Genomic DNA, 19,605 nt, shown 5'->3' with positions numbered 1-19,605 from the left:
AAGGCTTACCGCAGAACTGGTATTTTCTAACTTTCCCGGAGTGCTATTTGGCTGCACGCGGGCAAGGTAAGTAAATGCACAGATCTGCTATACACCTTCCAAATGCCTGCCATGGTTCGCCCCCTTTTCTTTCCGGGATGTAGTTTATTGATATAAAGCTGGTTTTCTCAGCATGGTGTGACCCTGGGGGGGATGGTATGCTGGACGTTATTGGAAGAACTAAATCTATTTAAACAAATCCGATAATTCTCCATGGCAGAGGATATGCAATTCATGGAGGGCACGTGTAATTGCCACATAAAGAAGCTTTGCATCACCTTCATTTTCCTGATAATTTTCGGTATCCGGGTTCCAGAGTAAAACAGTATCAAATTCCAGACCTTTGGTAAGTGCAATCGGAAGAACCATGACACCTTTTTGAAAGTTCATCTCGGTACCTTTTTCAACTGCAATCTGTTCAGCCAGAAGATGTTCAACATTCTGTGCTTCTTCCGGGGTGCGGCAGATAACCGCAGTGGTGTCAAATCCCCGTTCCTGAATTCCCTTTATTATGGTTACTGCCTGCCCGGCCATTTCCGATGGTGGACAGCGGTACAGCTCGACGGGTGATCCATGCCGGATAACCGGCTGTATTTTGTAAGCTCCCGAAGATGCTTTATCCAATACTTTACCGGCATATTCTGAGATTTCAATGGTATTACGGTAACTCTTGGCAAGAATCCGGAAATGTTCTTTTTCCGGGTCAAATACTTCATTGCAAAGCTCATCCCAGCTGTTCATTCCGGTTGTATAATTTATATTCTGGGAAACATCCCCCATAATGGTGAAGTAGCAGTCGGGAAGTGCATTTCTTAATACATAATAAATCATTGGGCCAAAATCCTGGGCTTCATCAATAATAATCTGTCCGTATTCATCAGAAGCCTTTGCCTCTGTCATCCGTTTTCGAATAAATACCATCGCAGCAAGATCATAGATATCAAAAGATTCATTTTGAATATCCGCCAGCGTGGAATCCACATCCAGGGTGTTTTTATCCGATTCATAAGAAATCAAAAAGTTAATATAAATGGCAAGAGGAGTTTTTGCTTCGGCTTCCCATTTGAAATAATTGCGGTACTGCGATAGTTTTTTTGAACGATAAACTTTTTTGGGTCCATCTGTTAACAGCCGGATTCTGTTCTTCAGCCTGTCATTTAGCTGGGCCAGTTTTTGTTTCAGGGACAATCCCCGGCTGAGCTTTAGAGCCGAACGGATACCGTCAGCGGAGAGTATTACCCCCAGGGCTGGATCTTTAATACTTTTGCATGGAATGGACTGATACTCTATTTTTTTGAGATAGTCACCCAAACGGTAGATAAAATCTAATTTACTCTTGAAAGCGGACTGAGGTTTCATGGTAATATATTTAAATTTTTTCTTCCAGTCTTTATCCAGCAGGTGAATCAGGAAAAGATCCATTCGCTTCTGACCGATACCGGATACATCCAGTTCCGGAAGACCACTTGTAATATAGCTCAGGAGCATATCATTGCTTCCTATAATACAGAATTCCTCAGGGGAAAAACGGTGTGCATAATTGTATAAAATATAGGAAATCCGGTGCATGGCAACCGTCGTTTTTCCACTTCCGGCTACTCCCTGGACAATAATATCCGTAAAAGGAGTATCCCGTATTATTTCATTTTGTTCTTTTTGGATGGTAGCGATAATATCACCCAGTACAACATCTTTATTTTTGGCAAGGTATTTGACTAAAAGCTCATCATTGGATGCTACATCACTATCGTAGAATCCTGTCAGCTTACCTTGTACGATATCAAAGGTTCTCTTTAACTTAAGGTCGATTTCGATGTCACCGACTTCCGGTACATGATATTTTCCTCTGCCCAGTGTATTTTCATAGTAGACGCTGGAAATAGGAGCACGCCAATCCACGATGATAATCTCTGTTTTGTTTCGGCTGATACCATTTTTGCCTATGTAGATGCTTTCCGGTTTGGCAAACTCAATTTCTTCATAATCCACTCGTCCAAAATAAGGCTTTTCCAGAGCCGCGCGGTTCTTACGCAGTGAATTTGCTGCATGAGTGGTAATGTCCTGACTTACAATCAACTGATCATAAAGCTCAGTATCTCCCTGCTGAATGGCAATGTACAACTCATCTGTTTCCCGGCGGCTGTTTTGCACCTGCTCTTCATATAATGCAATATTGTCTTTGATAATCTGGGTACATTCCTGTAAATGCTGCTGTTCCTGATCCATCGTCTAACCTCCTCTAGTTATATAATTAATTACTTGTTTTTTGCGGCAGGGTATTATCATACCAAAAATAATAAAAAAATACTAGAGCTTGTTTTAAAATAGCTTTCTGGCAGCTGTGCGTCACACTTTGTGGGAAATTTGACCCGGATAAAGTTGAGACTCCCTGCGGGTTTAATATATTGGGGTTTAGCTGAGGAAGGGGACGCTTTGTAGATGGAGATAGTGTACGGAAAGAGAAGGGGACGGACCATGGCAGGCGTTTGGAAGGCTTACCGCAGAACTGGCATTTTCTAACCTTCCCAGAGCGCTTTTTGGCGGCACGCGGGCATTCGCTCCGAAATCCTGATGCATTTCGCAGCTCACTGCCCGCTTAGTATCCGATGGGAGCCAGTCGAATACTATCCGCCAAAAAACACTCCGGCAAGGTAAGTAAATGCTCAGATCTGCTATACGCCTTCCAAACACCTGCCATGGTCCGCCCCCTTCTCTTTCCGGGATGCAGTTTATTGATACAAAGCTGGTTTTCTCAGCAGGGTGGGACCCCGGGCGTGTGGCATGCCGGACGTTATTGGCTTAGATCACATAAAAACCAATAAACCAGCTGGATGTTATCACTGTGAACTGTCTCTAAATTCTACTACAGTATATTTGTGGTTATAGTACCTACATCCAGTTAAGTCTGTGATCAGGAAAGCAGGTAAAATTTCGTCTTATCATCCCCCTTTCACACTGAACTGCCGTAACACACTCTGCTGCATCCAAAAACAAACAGACCGTCACTACCCAGGGGTCTCCACCAGGCTGAGAAAACCAGCTTTGTATCAACGAATGCTATCTCGGAAAGATGGGCGTGGGAAACTGGTATGGGCGGAGGAAGCGTAGAGCAGAGCTGAGTACATTTACTTACCTTTTCGAAGTGTTTTTTGGCGGATAGTATTCGACTGGCTCCCATCGGATACTAAGCGGGCACTGAGCCGAGAAATGCATCAGGATTTCTCGGTGAATGCCCGCGTGCCGCCAAAAAGCACTTCGGAAAGGTTAGAAAATACCAGTTCTGCGGCCAGCTGACGGAGCCCATGCCAGTTTCCCACGCCCATCTTTCCGTACACTACCTCCATCTACAAAGCGTCCTTACTCAGCTAAACCCAAATTTAAACCAAAACACTTCCTATACAAAAAGCGGGAAATCATGGAGTATGACCTCTCATGTTTTCCCGCTTTTTCTACATATCCTGATTTTCAGCATCCTCTATATATTTCTGGTATTTATAAAAGTCATCCCGGTAGATCACATGAAGCAGTGTATCCAGCTGCCTTAGTGCTTTGAGCATCATTTCCGGAGTAATTAACGCCTGCTCCGCTGCATCGGCAAGTTCATCCAGATCGATCACCTTCAGCTTTCCATCCGGATAGACGATGACGTCAGCTAGAAGATCCGTGAAGATGTATGTATCCGTGGATTCCTCATAGTCATAGGTGATTATGTCGCAGTACCAGCTGATCAGCCGGCTTTCGTGGTCATAGAATTTGCTTACCTTAATTCCTTTATCCAGAAGATAACAGGAAAGGCCGTGATGCAGGGTTTTCTTAGGATGGAGGGTATTCCATTTTGTAAGAATAATATGATCATCCCTGTAGAGCAGTATATCGTCTTTTAATAATATGCATTCCTCTGGAATCAGGCGTTTACGGTATAGAATGGGGTTTGTCATGGCAGTACCTCCGATGGTATATTTTTTACAACGGTCAGGGAATCATTTTCAACAAATTCCTGCTCCGAGGATTTACGCTTATAATAGGTAAGATTATAGGAATCGGGATCTGTCAGTTTTAAAAATTCACTCGGGGTACAGCCTGTAATTTCTTTAAATACCCTGTTAAATGTACGAATGTTATTAAAACCGCAGTCAATTGCAATGTCTGTGACTTTATTGCTGGTATTTTTCAGTTCACTGGCCGCATGTTCCACGCGTACCATGTTCAGGTAGGTAACGAAATTAATACCTATCAGTTTTTTAAATACCTTGGAAAAATGGCTTTCACTGAAATTCATCTGCTTTGCTGCAAATGACAGAGTAATATTGTCGGCATAGTGTTCTTCCATATAAGATAAGAGCTGCTGCATGTCGTAAAGCATATTTATGCGTTTACTGGTGCTCTGCAGACCGCTGTCATTTTTCGGGATCCTGCGTTTTAGCAGATACCAGAACTCTCTTAATGCTGCGGTAATAATCTCTTTATAATAAGCTTCCTTGTTCTTAAGCTCTGCACCTACCCTGTCCAGCAGTGATATCAGCATTTCATTCATACCATAGGATTCCAGCATTTCTCTGGTTACACAGGGATGAGAAAACTGGGAGTGGTGATAGAGGGAGCTGATAATTCCAGGATCAAAAATAATGAATTCCAGTATATTTTCCATATTTGATGAGTCGCTGTAATGGAAATCACCCGTGTCCACAATGACCAGATCACCGGCGTGGGCAGTAAAAATATCATCATTGATACTGAAATGGGCACTGCCCTGGCGGACATAGATAAATTCGATCTCCTGATGCCAGTGTGCCAGGAAGCTGATGTTCTCATAGGATGAATGCCATACCATAAAATCGGAATCATAGGAACGAACTTCATGGAATGCTTTCATATTATGTGTTTTGACCTCGTGTTCTTTCGAATTCTATTATAGGGCCTGTCTGAAATGATTTCACTCGTCTTGCGCCCAATTATGTGATGATGATATAGTATAACAAAAATCACAAAAATTGTCCATATCCTAACATAATTTTACGTGCAAAATCAAAAATTATGTTGTATACTTAGTACATAAAATGCGGTTGCCATAAAACTGCATTGTGTAAAGTGTATAAACAAACCAAACAATTTTATTAAAATGGAGGTAATTTCAAATGGCAGAAAGCAGATTGATCGGTGGATACCCAGTAATCGGAATCAGACCAACAATTGACGGACGTAGAGGCGCTTTGGACGTAAGAGGTTCTTTGGAAGAGCAGACTATGAACATGGCAAAATCAGCAGCTAAATTATTCGAAGAGAATTTAAAATATTCAAATGGTGAACCAGTAAAAGTTGTTATTGCAGATACCACAATCGGACGTGTTGGTGAAACAGCAGCCTGTGCTGAAAAGTTCAGAAAAGAAGGCGTTGACATCACATTGACAGTTACTCCTTGCTGGTGCTATGGCGCTGAGACAATGGATATGGAAAAGAACACGATTAAAGGTGTTTGGGGATTCAATGGTACAGAAAGACCGGGTGCTGTATACCTTGCATCTGTTCTGGCTACACATGCACAAAAAGGACTTCCTGCTTTTGGAATTTACGGACATGATGTTTGTGATGCAGATGATACAGAGATTCCCTGCGATGTAAAAGATAAATTATTAAGATTTGGACGCGCAGCTGTTGCAGCAGCTTCTATGAGAGGTAAATCTTATTTACAGATTGGTTCTATCTGCATGGGTATCGGCGGATCTATCATTGACCCGGCATTTATTGAAGAATACTTAGGCATGAGAGTGGAATCTGTTGATGAAGTAGAAATCATCCGTCGTATGACAGAAGGTATCTATGATGAAGCAGAGTATAAGAAAGCACTTGCATGGTCTAAAGAAAAATGCAAGATCGGATTCGATAAGAACCCACCTGAATTACAGGTATCTGACGAGCAGAAAGAAAAAGATTTTGAATTCGTAGTTAAGATGATGTGTATCATCAAAGACTTAATGAATGGAAATAAAAATCTGGATCCTAAATTCTCAGAAGAAGCAATTGGACACAATGCTATCGCAGCCGGATTCCAGGGTCAGAGACAGTGGACTGATTTCTATCCAAACTGTGATTTCCCGGAAGCAATGTTAAATACTTCTTTTGACTGGAATGGAGCAAGAGAGCCATACATCCTGGCAACAGAAAATGACGTATTAAACGGTCTCGGCATGATGTTCATGAAATTATTGACCAACAGAGCACAGATCTTTGCAGATGTTCGTACATACTGGAGCCCTGAAGCTGTTAAGAAAGCTACCGGATATGATATTGAAGGTGTTGCAAAAGAAGCCGGCGGATTCATTCACTTAATCAACTCCGGAGCAGCTTGCCTCGATGCAAACGGACAGGCCAAAGATGAAAATGGCAATGGCGTTATGAAACCCTGGTATGAAGTTACAGAAGCAGATCAGGATGCAATCATGAATGCAACGACCTGGAATCCTGCTGATAACGGATATTTCAGAGGAGGCGGATTCTCATCCCGTTTCTTAACAGAAGCTGAAATGCCGGTAACCATGATCCGTTTGAACCTTGTAAAAGGCTTAGGACCGGTTCTTCAGATCGCTGAAGGTCACACAGTGAAACTTCCGGACGAAGTATCTGATAAATTATGGAAGAGAACAGACTACACATGGCCATGTACCTGGTTTGCACCAAGAACAACAGGAGAAGGCGCATTTAAGACAGCATACGATGTAATGAATAACTGGGGTGCTAACCATGGCGCAATCAGCTACGGACATATCGGAGCAGACTTAATCACAATGTGCTCCATGTTAAGAATTCCGGTTGCTATGCATAACGTACCGGAAGAAGAAATCTTCAGACCAGCTTCCTGGAACGCATTCGGACAGGATAAAGAAGGTCAGGATTACAGAGCTTGCGCAGCTTACGGACCATTATATAAATAAAATTAAATAGAAGAACGATAGGGATCATTGCATGTTATGAAGTGCAATGATCCTTTTTTTGTTAGGGCATGGCCCTGTTCTCCATTGAGGAGTTTTTCGTTGATCCGAAAAACGGAACTTTGGAGAACAAATAAACCACCTGCTCTGCGGGTGGTTGGAATAGCTTTAGCGTTGTGTAAAAAACCTCCAATGATATAATAAAAATAGGTTCGCCAACCGTTTTATAAATCAAAGGAGGTAGTCCAAATGGACAATAATAGTTTAGCACACACAACGTGGAATTGTAAGTACCATATAGTTTTTGCACCGAAATATAGAAGAAAAATTATATATGGCGAGTTGAAACAGGATATTGCAAATATCTTAAGTATGTTATGCAAGCGCAAAGAAGTGCATATTGTGGAGGCAGAAATCTGTCCAGATCATGTTCATATGTTAGTAGAAATACCGYCAAAGATAAGTGTGTCAGATTTTGTAGGGTATTTAAAGGGAAAAAGTACCTTAATGATATATGAGAGACATGCTAATCTCAAATATAAGTATGGAAATAGACACTTTTGGTGCAGAGGATACTATGTAGATTTAGAGCGATATCGGTCTAAAACTTTATAGGATTCCCCTTTGAGTTTTTTCCTTTCATCTGTACTTAATGACTTAAATAAATCTTCCTGGTCATCTTTGCATATCTGTTTTAAGGAATCTCTGATCATATCAACATCGGTTTCAACGTAGATTTCAGTGGTGGATTCCTGTTCATGACCCAACAGCTTGCAATCTCTGCTTTTGACATATTGTTTCTGTATAGAACCGCTCCATAGGAATGCCTGAGCATATGTGGATGAAGTTCAGGAAAATCGTCATCTGTACTTTTTGCCATATCTGCATACTTTTTGACAATTCTCTGTACATTATCCGCTGACATTTTATGCCTGAGCCCATCATGTATTGTATATATAAGAAAATCCTCGTTATTGAAAGTTTTATGAAAAAGTCCCAGGTAGACTTTTATATTATCAATCGTCTCTTTGGTGATCGGAATCACCCGCTCTTTATCGCCTTTTCCTTTGATATATATGTAAGAATCTTTGCCGAATAGATGGACTGCACCAATCCGGCATTCCAGCAGCTCATTTAATCTCATTCCGGTAGAAAAAAGTATCAACAGTATAAATCGATCCATGATAACGGTTCTGCTTTTAGAAGGCTGCTCCAGCAGGACTTGTATCTGTTCGACCGATATCCAGTTATGCTTCTTTGGAGAAACCTTCTTTGTTTTGATTTTTGAAACCCTTAGCTATAAAGGTAGTAAAGTGATATCTTTTTCCGCATAGTATCTGATATAGCCTTTGATGGAAATAAGTTTGATGTTTCTTGTAGAAAGAGAATGTCCGGATTCAGTCAGATACTTAAGGAAGTGTCTGATCGTGTCATCGTCGATATCACTGTACTGAATTTTTTCGATATTCAGCTTCATCTGCCGATACAGATAGGATCTGAAACTTTCCAGGCCCTCAATGTAGGTTGTGACAGTCTTTTCGCTTTTAAGATCAAGCCGGAGCCTTTCGATATAATCATTAATTAGATGGGAAAATCTTCTAGCAATTTAATTCTCCGATATAATTATCGTTGAGAAGAAGAATGATCCTCCTGTAGTTTTTGTAAGTGTAATCACTGTAATTGTTAAATGCGATGAAACAGTCAAGACATTTTTGGACGCGTGAAAGTGAAAAGACCATTCCTGAGTCCTCCATCGCTTTTTTGAACAGTTCAACAATACTGTCATAACGGGATAATGTCTTGGGTGCAAAATCACAAAAAGAAAGCAGTTTCTGTTTTGTATCAAATGCCAGTTCATCAAAAATATTATATTTTTTCATTGTAATAATCCTCCTGAGATTATTACAATGGTTTTAGACCGATAAATCAACACAAATATACTTATAAAACGAGGAAATTTTGGTTGTTTGTCGGTCTGACTTTTTTGTCGGCCTATGTGGATACAGTAGGAAAAAATGCAAAAAAGATAGAAGAGTATATTCGGAATCAACTGAAGGAAGATTTGGAATATGATCAAATGTCTTTGAAGAAGTATATTGACCCGTTTACGGGTGAGCCAGTAAACAAAAGCAAAAAGAAATAAGCCCAAGGGGCTTAGCAGGTAACTGACGTTGCGGCTGGCGAACCTTTCGATGAGTCTTTAAACTCCAGTACCGGAAACGAGTTACTATGATTGAAGAATCAGAGAAGCTGAAATCTTCTGTGGAGGGAAAAGCATCTAATCTTGCAAACGTACTGGTTCCATACAGTCTGGGAGGAACGTTGATCACTTATCTGATCACCCGGAATGTGTCAAAGGCACTGTCCATCCTGATGGTGGATTTCTCCTGTGCTTTAAAGCTGGCTATGCCCATATCAGTACTGTCTGCCATGAGGGAAGCAGGGAATCACCACATCACGGTGAAAGGTGGGAAATATCTGGAAGCTGCGGCTGAGGCAAATACCATTGTGTTTGATAAAACAGGAACTTTAACCAAAGCGAAACCTGTGGTGGCGGATATCATTACGTTTGGTGGGCGAGACCAGAATGAGATGTTGAGAATTGCGGCATGTCTGGAAGAGCACTTTCCCCATTCCATGGCAAATGCTGTGATACAGGAGGCGAAGAAAAGAAATCTGACCCATGAGGAGATGCATACAAAAGTAGAATATATTGTGGCACATGGAATCGCTTCTTATATTAATGGAGAAAAAGTTCTGATCGGAAGCAGCCATTTTGTTTTTGAAGATGAAAAAAGCAGCATCTTGCCGGAGGAAATGGAAAAGTTTGAAGCAAGGCCGGATCAATATTCCCACTTATATCTTGCGATTGCCGGAGAGCTGGCGGCAATTATATGTATTGAAGATCCTCTTCGGGAAGAAGCAAAAGCTGTTGTAGGCGCTTTGAGAAGCTCCGGATTTAAGAGAATTGTAATGATGACGGGGGATAGTGAACGGACTGCCAAAGCCATTGCAAAGGCGGTGGGAGTTGAACAAACGTATTGGAATAAACAACCCCAAAACAACACAGAAATAATCGGAAATAACAAGGAAACAACACGGAGCGGGAACAAATCAATATTTGCTGAGTCTGTGCCATGATAAGGCATTAGCGGAAGAAATTACCCAGGAAGCTTTTTTTAAGGCGATGCAGAATATTCACCGATTTGAAGGTGAGTTATAGATGAAAAGACTGGAACAGCAAGGGAAGACAAGGTATCTACAAAGAAAATTGTCATTATGTATTGATTCCTATACGTGGAATTGGAAGTTGAAAGTAAATGTATTTTCCAGTATAATAATACCAAAGCAGGCTCAAAGGGATGAGTTAAACGAACATGATCATCCACGATGGCCTGGATGTAAATACGACGGAATGGCTGAAATCCCAGGTGGATGTCATCAGGGGCCCTGTAGAAGGAGAGATGGTATGATTTACACAGTGACATTTAATCCCGCATTGGATTATATTATGCATATTCCCCATATGAGTTCAGGAGAAATAAATAGGAGCAGCTCGGAGCACCTTTTTTGCGGGGGAAAGGGTATCAATGTCTCTATTGTTCTAAGGCATCTGGGGGCAGAAAGTGTGGCAATGGGATTCCAGGCGGGTTTTACGGGAAATGAAATCGTCAGACAGTTGGAATTGCAGGGAATACATACAAATTTCGTGGCTTTATCCCGGGGGAATTCCAGAATTAATGTAAAGGTAAAAGGCGAAACAGAAACAGATCTTAACGGCAATGGACCAGATATTACGGAGGATGAATTCAGGCAGCTGCTGGATAAAATTTCAGTGTTGACCGGGGACGATACCCTTGTTCTTGCCGGAAGCATTCCAGCCTGCCTTTCGTCCGATGCTTATCAGAAAATTATGGAACAATTGGCAGACCGGAATGTAAAAGTCGTGGTAGATGCAGAGAGAGAACTGCTGGTTAAAACGCTTCCCTACCATCCATTTCTGATCAAGCCAAACCATCATGAGTTAGGCGGTGTGTTCGGGGTTTCCTGCACAAATGAACAGGAAATCATCTGCTGCATCAAAGAGATACAGAAAATGGGGGCCAGAAACGTACTGGTTTCCAGGGCAGGGGATGGTGCTATATTCGGTGATGAAGATGGCAGCGTGTACCGGATACAGGCACCTTTTGGGACTGTGAAAAATTCGGTAGGCGCCGGAGACTCTATGGTTGCAGGATTCTTAAAAGGATATGAAAGTTCTGTACCACTGGCGCTAAAATTTGCGGCATCGGCAGGAAGTGCCACAGCGTTTGCTGAAGATCTGGCAGAGCGGGATGAAATAATAAATCTGTTGCCAAAGGTGTCGGTAAGCCAGATTTAATCTGAAAATCATCGCGGTGATATAGACAGAAGAAAGATATTTTTAGATATAAGGAAATGGGGGACATGTTAGCCCCCCATTGGATAAAAATTATATAATCGCTATTCAATCCCCATAAGCAGATTCATAACATACATTTCCAGACCTTCAAAGTCTCTGTTTTCCACACACTTTTTCTGGAAATCGTAATCGAAGCGTGCTGCTTTGTCTTCCAGTGCCTTTACAATTTTCAGACTGTTCTCCAGGTGTTTATAGCTGTCTTCGTCGGTAGTTGTTCTCATTGCCTTTACATCAAGTCCTACATATTCCCCGTTGGAACCATAATTATTTTCCATCAGTACTTTGATCTGGTTAAATGCCTGACGGAGATTTTCCACGCCAAAGGATTTATCCTGGTCAAATTTAATGCCGTTCTGGTCATTTAAATGTACTGTCCATAATTTATTCATTGCAAGTGCAAAACCGATTTCATGGGAAGGGTCAAGGCCTGCTAATATTGCATGGGCACTTTCCAGATTGCCTCCCACTCTGGAAGGATCGATGGTAGCTGCGGAGATTGCCATTACATGGCCCATGGTGCCGCAGATACTCCGGTCAATCGGCTCGTTGGGTTTGGGTTCTATGACTACGCGGATCTTAGAATCATAGCGCAGCATTTCGTTGATGGCTTCGATTAACTGCCTGGTTGCCCATACAGGGCTTTTGGACTCTGCGCATAATGTACCTTCTCTTGCCAGCCAGATAACCAGCATATCGGTGCCCAGTTCATTGGCAATATCAATAGACCTTTTTGCTCTCCACATGGCGAAGTCCCTGTCCTCTTTGGAAGTGGACATGAATCCGCCGTCAATGGTATGGGGATCCATCCAGAGTCTGGGCGCTACAAATTCAGCAGCCATATGGTATTTGTCTAGCAGCTCTTTTAATTTTCTGGCTTCTGCCCGGATCTCTTCTTCGTTTAAATCATTCAGGTTTGGCACTGCATCATCATCGTGGAATTGAATTGCGGAAAATCCCATTTCTGAAAATTTCTTTACCTTTTCTTCAAAAGGAATATCATTTCTGGTAGCGGGACCGTAGGAATCTGCTCCGGTATGTACGTTCCATGGACCTACGGAAAATTTAAATCTTGACATATTGTATCCTCCTTATGTGTTTGTATGGCTCGGCAAATCTTTGCTTTACCATAATTCTTTATAACTTGATTATACTGTAATCAAAAAAATTAACTTTCATATATATGTTGATTTTATATGACTAATTTGCTTTTTTAGCTTTTCTTTCATCGGCTATTCAGGTATACTGTAGTCAGAGTTTGTTCCATTGTTAATTACAGATCACCCACAACCTGGAGACAGAAATATCAGTAATCCAAGATTGTATATCATCGTAAGCAGCAGTTTAACGAATGGAAGCAGATATTATTTAAACGGAACCGAGTTCCTGTGGAGGCGGCATATGGATCAAGAATACGAATTTGTGGAACATAATTTTCTGAATGATATTAAAATATTTATTGTGGAGCTTTCCCACAGGAAGCCCCATTTTCATAAAGAGTTTGAGATTTGTATGGTTCTATCCGGAATGGTGGAGGTTTTTTGCAATAAGCAGACCTATTTATTTTCGGATGGCTCCGTATTTCTTTTTAATCCCAGGCGTCCACATGAGCTGCATACCTCAAAAGGCAGCGCAGTTATATTATCACTGCAGATTTCCTCGGGATTTTGTGCCCGGTTTTACCCGGATATTTACAATCTGGAATTTGATTCTGTGGATATCGGAAAATATTTTTCCCAGAAAATAAAGTACATGGTACAAAGGGAAATTGAAGAATGTGCATACCTGTATTTTTTGAGAAATGCCAATTATGAGTTTAAATGTATGTCATTACTCTGCGATATTTTCTACAGACTTTTGTACTATTGCCCATACCACCGGATTACAGAGCTGGAGAGACGTTCCAGGAATGCGCATTTGGAGAGGCTGTCCCGTATTACAAAATTTATAGATGAGAATTATACTTCTAAGATACTGCTTTCGGATTTAGTAGAAGAGGAAGGTCTGTCTCTGTCCTACCTTTCTCATTTTTTTAAGGACAATTTCAATATGTCCTTTCAGGAATATGTAACCCTCCTTCGTTTTGAAAAGGCAAGATACCTGATTGCCCAGACGGATTTAAGTCTGACCGATATCTGCGTTACCTGTGGATTTTCCGATTATCGCTATCTGAGTCAGATTTTTGTGAAAAAAACGGGCATGACGCCTAAGGAATTTCGAAAAACAGGGAAAGTACGGATTATTTATAATGAAGCAGAAGAAAAAGAAGCAGCTACTGCCCAGATGTTCCTCGGAGAAGCAGAGTGTCTGCGGTTATTAGAAAAGCGGATGTAGGAAGCAGTATTTTTAGTGAAAAAGCACAGCAAATCACAACCGGTAGTTGTAATATGCTGTGCTTTTTGAAACGTATCATGGTATGTTTTAGGTGTCCTCGACTCAGCAAAGCATCTATACTTTTTCCCAGCCCTGTTCCATCTTTTTCTTAAGCTCATCAAAACTTTTCAGTCCGCTTAAGGAATCGTATGCAGTGACACAGGATGCTCCTGTAGCAGTGGCATATTTCATACAGTCTTCCCAGCAGTAGTTATTTAAGATTGCATACAGAAAGGCTGCGATGCTGGTATCGCCTGCTCCGGTGCCGGAGAGCACTTTATCCGGTTTAAAGCTGGGTTCGAAATGACGGATGCCTGTCCAGGCGCCGGCATTGAATTCCAGGCGTTCCCCTATTTTCTCCAGGGTTTCCTGATCAGAAGAGGCAAGGAAAAGCCCGGGAACACCGCATTTTAATAATACTATTTTGCAGCCCATAGCAAGGAGCTTTTGGGCGAGAGGTACAATATCTTCTTCCACGGACAGGATACTGGTAACGTCCCGGCCGTCGGCTCTGGCAATCCATTCCCGGTATCTGGGGCGGTCAATCATATAAGCCAGTTCTTCGATACTTGGAACAAAAAAGTCTACGTAAGGCAGGACTTTTTCCAGAATTGCTTCCCAATCCACCTTTCCGGCTTCGTCATTTTCATCAACGGCTGCCATGTCAAGGGAAGTGGCAACACCCAGGGATTTCACCCTTTGCAGGATTTTAAGCAGTTCACTGCCGCCGTCAGCATACAGGCTTTTCATCAGCGGCGGATAACCAAGATGGAAGAGACGTGCGTCCTTGATAATGTCAAAATCCAGGTCCTGCTCGTAAAAATAATTATTTGCACCGGAGTGGTGCAGGAAAATGCGGTCAATGCCTCTTGGAGCAATTACCACAGAATAAGAAGTATCTTCTTCCCCGGAGATACTCATACTGTTAATGGCGTTGTGTGATTTGATCTGGTCGGAGACGATACTGCCAAAATCATCATTTCCAATCTTACCCATCAGACTTACATTAGCTCCCAGTATTTTCAGTGCAAGACCGGTGTTGGATACGCATCCCCCAATATGTACATCTACGGATCCCATTTGAATCAATCGTCCAGGAACCAGCATATCATCTACTTTATCAATTTTAATGTTCGGAAAGTCCGGTGTAATATCAAGACAAATATGTCCTGCCACCACGACACTTGCTTTTGCTTCACTCATAGTTTACCTCCTGCATATCGCAGGTCTGCCTGCGATACTGCCATAATAAGTAGTTTGAAAGCGTTTTTTTTCAAACTTTACCTCCTGATTGTCTACTGCAGTTTCAGCAGTACTTCTTTTACGATCCGCTCGATGAATGCGGGGTTTCTCTCCAGCTCTTTTACCAGATCCGTATTCCGCCCTTTTCCGGTGGAACCAAAGAGTTCAATTTTTTTCATTACTTCCTGTTTAGTTGCTTCTACCGCTGCCGGAATCAAATCGATGATGCCTTTGTTCATAGACTGGAAATCCCGGAAAGCTGCTTCTACGGCTGCAACATTGATATCCGTAAAAATATTTACCTTGCTGATACCTTCCCGGATAGCCATTTTAAAATCCTGATCTGTCAGTCCGGAACCGCCATGGAGTACCAGAGGTACGGAGATAGTATTGGCAATTGTTCGAATCCGCTCAAAATCCAGTTTGGGCGGAAGTTTGTAAGCTCCGTGTGCAGTACCAACCGCAATTGCAAGTGCATCCACACCTGTTTTTTCCACAAAATCTTTCGCCTGGGCAGGATCTGTATAAAATCTGGAAGGATCATTTGTATGTGAATCACCTTCAAAAGAACCTTCATTGTCACCCACATGCCCTAATTCACCTTCGATGCTCGCACCATAGGAGTGTGCGATTTCAGCCATTTCTCTGACTTTTCTCACATTTTCGTCGTAAGAATCGGTAGAGCAGTCATACATGATAGAACTAAAGCCAAGTTCCAGTGCCTTTATGCAGGTTTCTTTTTTCAGGCCGTGGTCCAGATGGACGACAATGGGAACATTTGCTTTCTTTGCCATAGGCAGCAGATAATAGGACAATTCTTCCAGCGGACCGTAAGGAAAAAGTACTTCTGCAGTTCCCATAATCACGGGAGAACCGGTACTCTCTGCAGCAGCGATAATTCCTCTGGCAAGTTCCAGGTTTACTGCATTAAATAGACCGATGGCATACTTTCCTTTTTTGGCGGGTATCAGTACATCATTCATATTTACCAGCATTTCATTTACCTCCATAAGTATTGATAAATTTATGTTAAACGGAAACGGTACTTTTGTGTTGTTAAATTAGCTATTTTTAGTAGACTAATTTGCTATAAACGAAAATAAATGGGTATTTTGACGAAATATGTGAGGATAAGGAAAGGTATATTAGTTAAAAAATGGAAAATTATATGTGGAGTGCTACTGGCTGAATGGCTGATAATCGGGTATAATGGAAACAGTTCTAAAAACATGATGCCGGAATCAGAATCTAAATAATTTTTATAATTAAAAGATAATATTTTCAGGATATAAATTCCAAATATTCATAGGGGAAACTACGGCATCATTCCTGCATAATAATGAAGATAATAGTGAAAAAGAAGAAAGAGGTAAATAAATAATGAAAATATATGAAACAGCAGACCTGATTAGAAATACTCCGGTTTTATCTTCTATAATAGAAGAAAGAGAGTCTGTCTGGATGAATCCGGATCTGGTTTCATTTGAACTTGCCGCAAAAGATCTGGAACTTTCCATGAAGGATATCGACGAGGCAGAGGAGCGTCTGAACCGTTTTGCTCCGTTTATAGCAACTTGTTTTCCGGAGACAAGAGAACAGGGCGGAATTATTGAATCTGTACTGTCGCCCATTCCTAAAATGCAGGAATACATAAATGAGAAATATCAGAGCGCCCTGACCGGCAGGCTGTTATTAAAACAGGACAGTCATCTTGCAATTGCGGGTTCCATCAAGGCAAGGGGCGGCATTTATGAGGTACTGAAGCATACAGAGGATCTGGCATTAGAACATGGATTGCTTTCTTTTCAGGATTCTTATGAAATCCTGGCAGCGGACAAAAGCCGGTCCTTTTTCAATGACCATACCATACAGGTTGGTTCCACCGGCAACCTGGGGATGAGCATTGGCATTATGAGTGCCGCAATCGGATATAAGGTCATTGTACATATGTCGGCAGATGCAAAACAGTGGAAAAAGGACTTGCTGAGAAGCCATGGAGTCAAGGTTGTGGAATATGAATCGGATTATAGTGAGGCAGTTTTAAACGGCAGAAGATGTTCGGATATGGACCCCAATAGTTATTTTGTAGATGATGAAAATTCCCGAAATCTATTCCTGGGCTATGCAGTAGCAGCAAAGAGACTTATTGGGCAGCTGAAGGACCAGGGAATCAGCATTGATTCCCAGCATCCTCTTTTTGTATACATTCCCTGCGGAGTTGGCGGAGCCCCGGGCGGCATCAGTTTTGGCTTAAAACAACTATTCAAAAATTGTGTCCACTGCTTCTTTGCGGAGCCGGTTAAAGCACCGTGTATGCTTGTGGGAATGGCAACCGGGCTGCATCAGAACATTTCCGTACAGGATATCGGATTATCCGGGCAAACCCATGCAGACGGGCTGGCTGTGGGGCGCCCTTCCGGATTTGCAGGCAGCATTATGAAACCACTGTTAAGTGGAATCTTTACGGTCAGGGATGGGCATCTGTATGATTATATGCGTGATTTAATAGAAATGGAGGGTATCTTTTTAGAACCAAGTGCCTGCGCGGCATTTACCGGACCGATCCATTTGAATCAATATCCGGAGACAAAGAAATATCTGATGGAGAATCATCTGTACGGGAAAATGGATCAGGCAGTGCATATTGCATGGGCAACCGGTGGCAGCCTCGTGCCGGAGGAGATACGCAAGGAGTATATGGGGACGTATTTGAAGGAATTAAATACGCTTTAGCCCATTTATTTTATGATAGGAAGGAAAGCGGTATGACCGAAAAAGTATTGATTATTGATGATGATAAAGAATTGGGAATTCTATTAAAACAATGCATTGAGCACAATGGACATTGGGCTGATGTGGCAGCAACCGGCATGGAAGGAATTCGTTTTTTGCGTGAGGCTGGTGACTATAAGCTTATTGTTCTGGATGTTATGCTTCCGGATATCAGCGGTTTTTCAGTGCTGACGAAAATAAGGGATCTGTGTTCCATACCGGTATTGATGCTGACGGCAAAAGCCGATGAAAGTGATAAAGTTACCGGTCTGGAGCTGGGGGCCGATGATTATCTGACCAAGCCGTTTGGAATAAAGGAATTTCTTGCCCGGGTGAACTCGTTAATCCGGCGTTATACGGTGCTGAATGAAAAAGAGAAGGGGAATACTCAATTGGAGGTGCTTCGCTTTCAGGATTTGGTAATTGATATTGGCAGCCACGCAGTGCTGTTAAATGAAGCTGATGTCTATCTTACGGCAAAAGAATTCGATCTGTTATATTTTCTGGCTTCCAATCAAGGGAGAATTTTCACCAAGGAACAGCTCTATGAACAGGTATGGGCAAATGAATATGGATTTGATGACAGCAATATTATGTCATATATCAGCAGACTTCGAAAAAAACTGGAACCGGATGGTCAGGAGTTTGTTTATATACAAACAGTGCGGGGAGTGGGATATCGCTTTAACCGGGAGGTATAGTCATGGTAACGATGATTCTAAGTTTAGTCTGCACAGCGTTACTGGCAAGTGTGATCATACTTCTTTTACAAAAGCACTATGTAAAAAAGAAACTCAGGGAGGCATCCGTGATTTTGGATGAAATCGCAGACGGGAATCCGGACAGGCGCATGATCGATCATGAGAACAGTTTAACAGCAGAGCTGATCTATAAAATAAATGCAATTATGGTTAATATGAAAGAGGAAATGAACAGGCAGAAACAATCGGAATTAACATACCGCAGCCTGATCACCAGCCTTTCCCATGACATCAGAACCCCATTGGCGTCGGTGGCAGGATACCTGGAAGCATTGTCAAGCCACCTTGTAGACGAAGAGAACAGGGGGATGTATATTGACACAGCTCTTAAGAAATCATATAACCTGAAGGATTATGTAGATACGCTCTTTGAATGGCTTAAGCTGGAATCGGGAGAGCGCATCTATCTGTTCCAGGAAACGGATGTATATGAGTTACTCCGTACCATCATGACTGATTGGATACCCCATCTGGAAAATAATGGGTTTGATTTTGAAATAAATATACCGGATCATAAAAAATTAATATGTAAAATAGACCGCAGTGCGTTTCAGAGAATCATGAATAATCTGATACAGAATGTATTGGCACACAGTGGCGGCGACGTCTTTTTCTTAAGTACTGTATGCAGCAAAGATGTTTTGGAAATACACGCTGCAGACAACGGGAGTGGAATTTCGAAAGATGATCTGCCCCATGTTTTTGAGCGGCTTTATAAATGCAGCGCTGCACGGGGGACCAAAGGAAATGGTCTGGGACTTTCCATTGTAAAGGAGCTTGTAAAGGCGCATCAGGGAACCATTGAAGTTCGAAGCGGCCAGGGACATTTCAGCCAGGAACACTGTATTCCGGGACAAGGCGGCAGGGACAGCCAAAAGGCGGGATGTGAATTTATCATAAGGATGAAAATGATCTAGATTTTCTTACCTTCCCGGAGTGCTTTTTGGCGGATAGTATCCGATGGGAGCCAGTCGAATACTATCCGCCAAAAACACTTCGGAAACATGATAAATGCAAGCTGCCGGTAAGGTTTTGGTAAGGTTCATATGTTAAG

General features: G+C 42.0%; 18 protein-coding genes and 3 pseudogenes. 10 read left to right on the top strand and 11 right to left on the bottom strand.

Features of this window, described 5'->3' with window-relative positions:
- Positions 1-225: 225 nt before the first annotated feature.
- The 5 genes from QR40_RS18910 to QR40_RS18900 form a co-directional block, all read right to left on the bottom strand.
- Positions 226-2,265, bottom strand: a complete 2,040-nt coding sequence (locus QR40_RS18910) for a HelD family protein (RefSeq protein ID WP_052430945.1) — start codon at positions 2,263-2,265, stop codon at positions 226-228.
- A gap of 56 nt (positions 2,266-2,321) precedes the next feature.
- Positions 2,322-2,516, bottom strand: a complete 195-nt coding sequence (locus tag QR40_RS33820) for a DUF6783 domain-containing protein (RefSeq protein ID WP_416389855.1) — start codon at positions 2,514-2,516, stop codon at positions 2,322-2,324.
- 735 nt (positions 2,517-3,251) lie between these two features.
- The gene (locus tag QR40_RS32650; protein ID WP_276325446.1) at positions 3,252-3,383 is read right to left on the bottom strand and encodes a hypothetical protein; all 132 of its coding nucleotides are present in this window, start codon (positions 3,381-3,383) and stop codon (positions 3,252-3,254) included.
- A 105-nt stretch (positions 3,384-3,488) separates the two neighbouring features.
- Positions 3,489-3,977 carry a ribonuclease FAU-1 family protein gene (locus QR40_RS18905; protein WP_044296384.1) on the bottom strand — a complete coding sequence of 163 codons (489 nt, stop codon included), beginning with the start codon at positions 3,975-3,977 and terminating at the stop codon, positions 3,489-3,491.
- Positions 3,974-4,912, bottom strand: a complete 939-nt coding sequence (locus QR40_RS18900; protein WP_027295157.1) for a helix-turn-helix transcriptional regulator — start codon at positions 4,910-4,912, stop codon at positions 3,974-3,976. Before QR40_RS18900 ends, QR40_RS18905 begins: the two co-directional genes overlap by 4 nt.
- Positions 4,913-5,174: 262 nt before the next feature.
- Here QR40_RS18900 and QR40_RS18895 point away from each other — a divergent pair, with 262 nt between their 5' ends.
- Entirely contained in the window at positions 5,175-6,968 is a 1,794-nt protein-coding gene (locus QR40_RS18895; protein ID WP_027295156.1) for an L-fucose isomerase, read from the top strand.
- Positions 6,969-7,214: 246 nt separating this feature from the next.
- Positions 7,215-7,550, top strand: a pseudogene (tnpA, locus tag QR40_RS18890) (IS200/IS605 family transposase); the annotation flags it as partial.
- 124 nt (positions 7,551-7,674) lie between these two features.
- On the opposite strand, the gene QR40_RS31015 reads toward tnpA, so the two are convergent.
- From QR40_RS31015 to QR40_RS18880, 3 genes are read right to left on the bottom strand one after another with little or no spacing between them, the layout of a single operon-like run.
- Positions 7,675-8,208 (bottom strand): tyrosine-type recombinase/integrase, encoded by a 534-nt coding sequence (locus QR40_RS31015; RefSeq protein ID WP_276325449.1) that lies wholly within the window; start codon positions 8,206-8,208, stop codon positions 7,675-7,677.
- A gap of 54 nt (positions 8,209-8,262) precedes the next feature.
- Positions 8,263-8,547 (bottom strand): site-specific integrase, encoded by a 285-nt coding sequence (locus tag QR40_RS33815; protein ID WP_416389858.1) that lies wholly within the window; start codon positions 8,545-8,547, stop codon positions 8,263-8,265.
- A 16-nt stretch (positions 8,548-8,563) separates the two neighbouring features.
- Positions 8,564-8,845 (bottom strand): hypothetical protein, encoded by a 282-nt coding sequence (locus QR40_RS18880; protein ID WP_044296383.1) that lies wholly within the window; start codon positions 8,843-8,845, stop codon positions 8,564-8,566.
- Between the two features lie 53 nt (positions 8,846-8,898).
- Between QR40_RS18880 and QR40_RS18875 the strand changes: the two are divergent.
- The 4 genes and pseudogenes from QR40_RS18875 to pfkB all read left to right on the top strand — a co-directional run.
- Positions 8,899-9,108: pseudogene (locus QR40_RS18875) on the top strand (IS200/IS605 family transposase); the annotation flags it as partial.
- Positions 9,109-9,173: 65 nt separating this feature from the next.
- Positions 9,174-10,067 (top strand): annotated as a pseudogene (locus QR40_RS18870) (HAD-IC family P-type ATPase); the annotation flags it as partial.
- Between the two features lie 19 nt (positions 10,068-10,086).
- Entirely contained in the window at positions 10,087-10,188 is a 102-nt protein-coding gene (locus tag QR40_RS33810) for a sigma factor (RefSeq protein WP_276327272.1), read from the top strand.
- Positions 10,189-10,434: 246 nt separating this feature from the next.
- On the top strand, positions 10,435-11,346 hold the full coding sequence (gene pfkB, locus QR40_RS18865) for a 1-phosphofructokinase (RefSeq protein ID WP_044296382.1): 912 nt from the start codon (positions 10,435-10,437) through the stop codon (positions 11,344-11,346).
- A 101-nt stretch (positions 11,347-11,447) separates the two neighbouring features.
- Here the strand turns inward: pfkB and QR40_RS18860 are convergent, their stop codons facing one another.
- Complete coding sequence (locus QR40_RS18860) at positions 11,448-12,482, bottom strand: TIM barrel protein (RefSeq protein WP_027291908.1); 1,035 nt, start codon at positions 12,480-12,482, stop codon at positions 11,448-11,450.
- A gap of 322 nt (positions 12,483-12,804) precedes the next feature.
- Between QR40_RS18860 and QR40_RS30045 the strand changes: the two genes are divergently transcribed.
- Complete coding sequence (locus QR40_RS30045) at positions 12,805-13,737, top strand: AraC family transcriptional regulator (RefSeq protein WP_052430942.1); 933 nt, start codon at positions 12,805-12,807, stop codon at positions 13,735-13,737.
- 114 nt (positions 13,738-13,851) lie between these two features.
- Here QR40_RS30045 and QR40_RS18850 read toward each other — a convergent pair whose 3' ends face one another.
- Positions 13,852-14,979 carry a carbohydrate kinase family protein gene (locus QR40_RS18850; RefSeq protein WP_044296381.1) on the bottom strand — a complete coding sequence of 376 codons (1,128 nt, stop codon included), beginning with the start codon at positions 14,977-14,979 and terminating at the stop codon, positions 13,852-13,854.
- Positions 14,980-15,071: 92 nt separating this feature from the next.
- The gene (locus tag QR40_RS18845; protein ID WP_027291905.1) at positions 15,072-16,013 is read right to left on the bottom strand and encodes a class II fructose-bisphosphate aldolase; all 942 of its coding nucleotides are present in this window, start codon (positions 16,011-16,013) and stop codon (positions 15,072-15,074) included.
- Between the two features lie 385 nt (positions 16,014-16,398).
- Between QR40_RS18845 and dsdA the strand changes: the two genes are divergently transcribed.
- From dsdA to QR40_RS18830, 3 genes are read left to right on the top strand one after another with little or no spacing between them, the layout of a single operon-like run.
- The gene (gene dsdA, locus QR40_RS18840) at positions 16,399-17,751 is read left to right on the top strand and encodes a D-serine ammonia-lyase (RefSeq protein WP_044296380.1); all 1,353 of its coding nucleotides are present in this window, start codon (positions 16,399-16,401) and stop codon (positions 17,749-17,751) included.
- Positions 17,752-17,783: 32 nt separating this feature from the next.
- The gene (locus QR40_RS18835) at positions 17,784-18,491 is read left to right on the top strand and encodes a response regulator transcription factor (RefSeq protein ID WP_027291903.1); all 708 of its coding nucleotides are present in this window, start codon (positions 17,784-17,786) and stop codon (positions 18,489-18,491) included.
- A gap of 2 nt (positions 18,492-18,493) precedes the next feature.
- Entirely contained in the window at positions 18,494-19,468 is a 975-nt protein-coding gene (locus QR40_RS18830) for a sensor histidine kinase (RefSeq protein WP_052430941.1), read from the top strand.
- The last annotated feature ends 137 nt before the right edge of the window (positions 19,469-19,605 follow it).

It is taken from the genome of Robinsoniella peoriensis, from assembly GCF_000797495.1.
Classification (GTDB): Bacteria; Bacillota; Clostridia; order Lachnospirales; family Lachnospiraceae; genus Robinsoniella; species Robinsoniella peoriensis.
The sequence above is the reverse complement of the archived record's forward strand: the minus strand, read 5'-3'. Positions and strand labels throughout refer to the sequence as shown.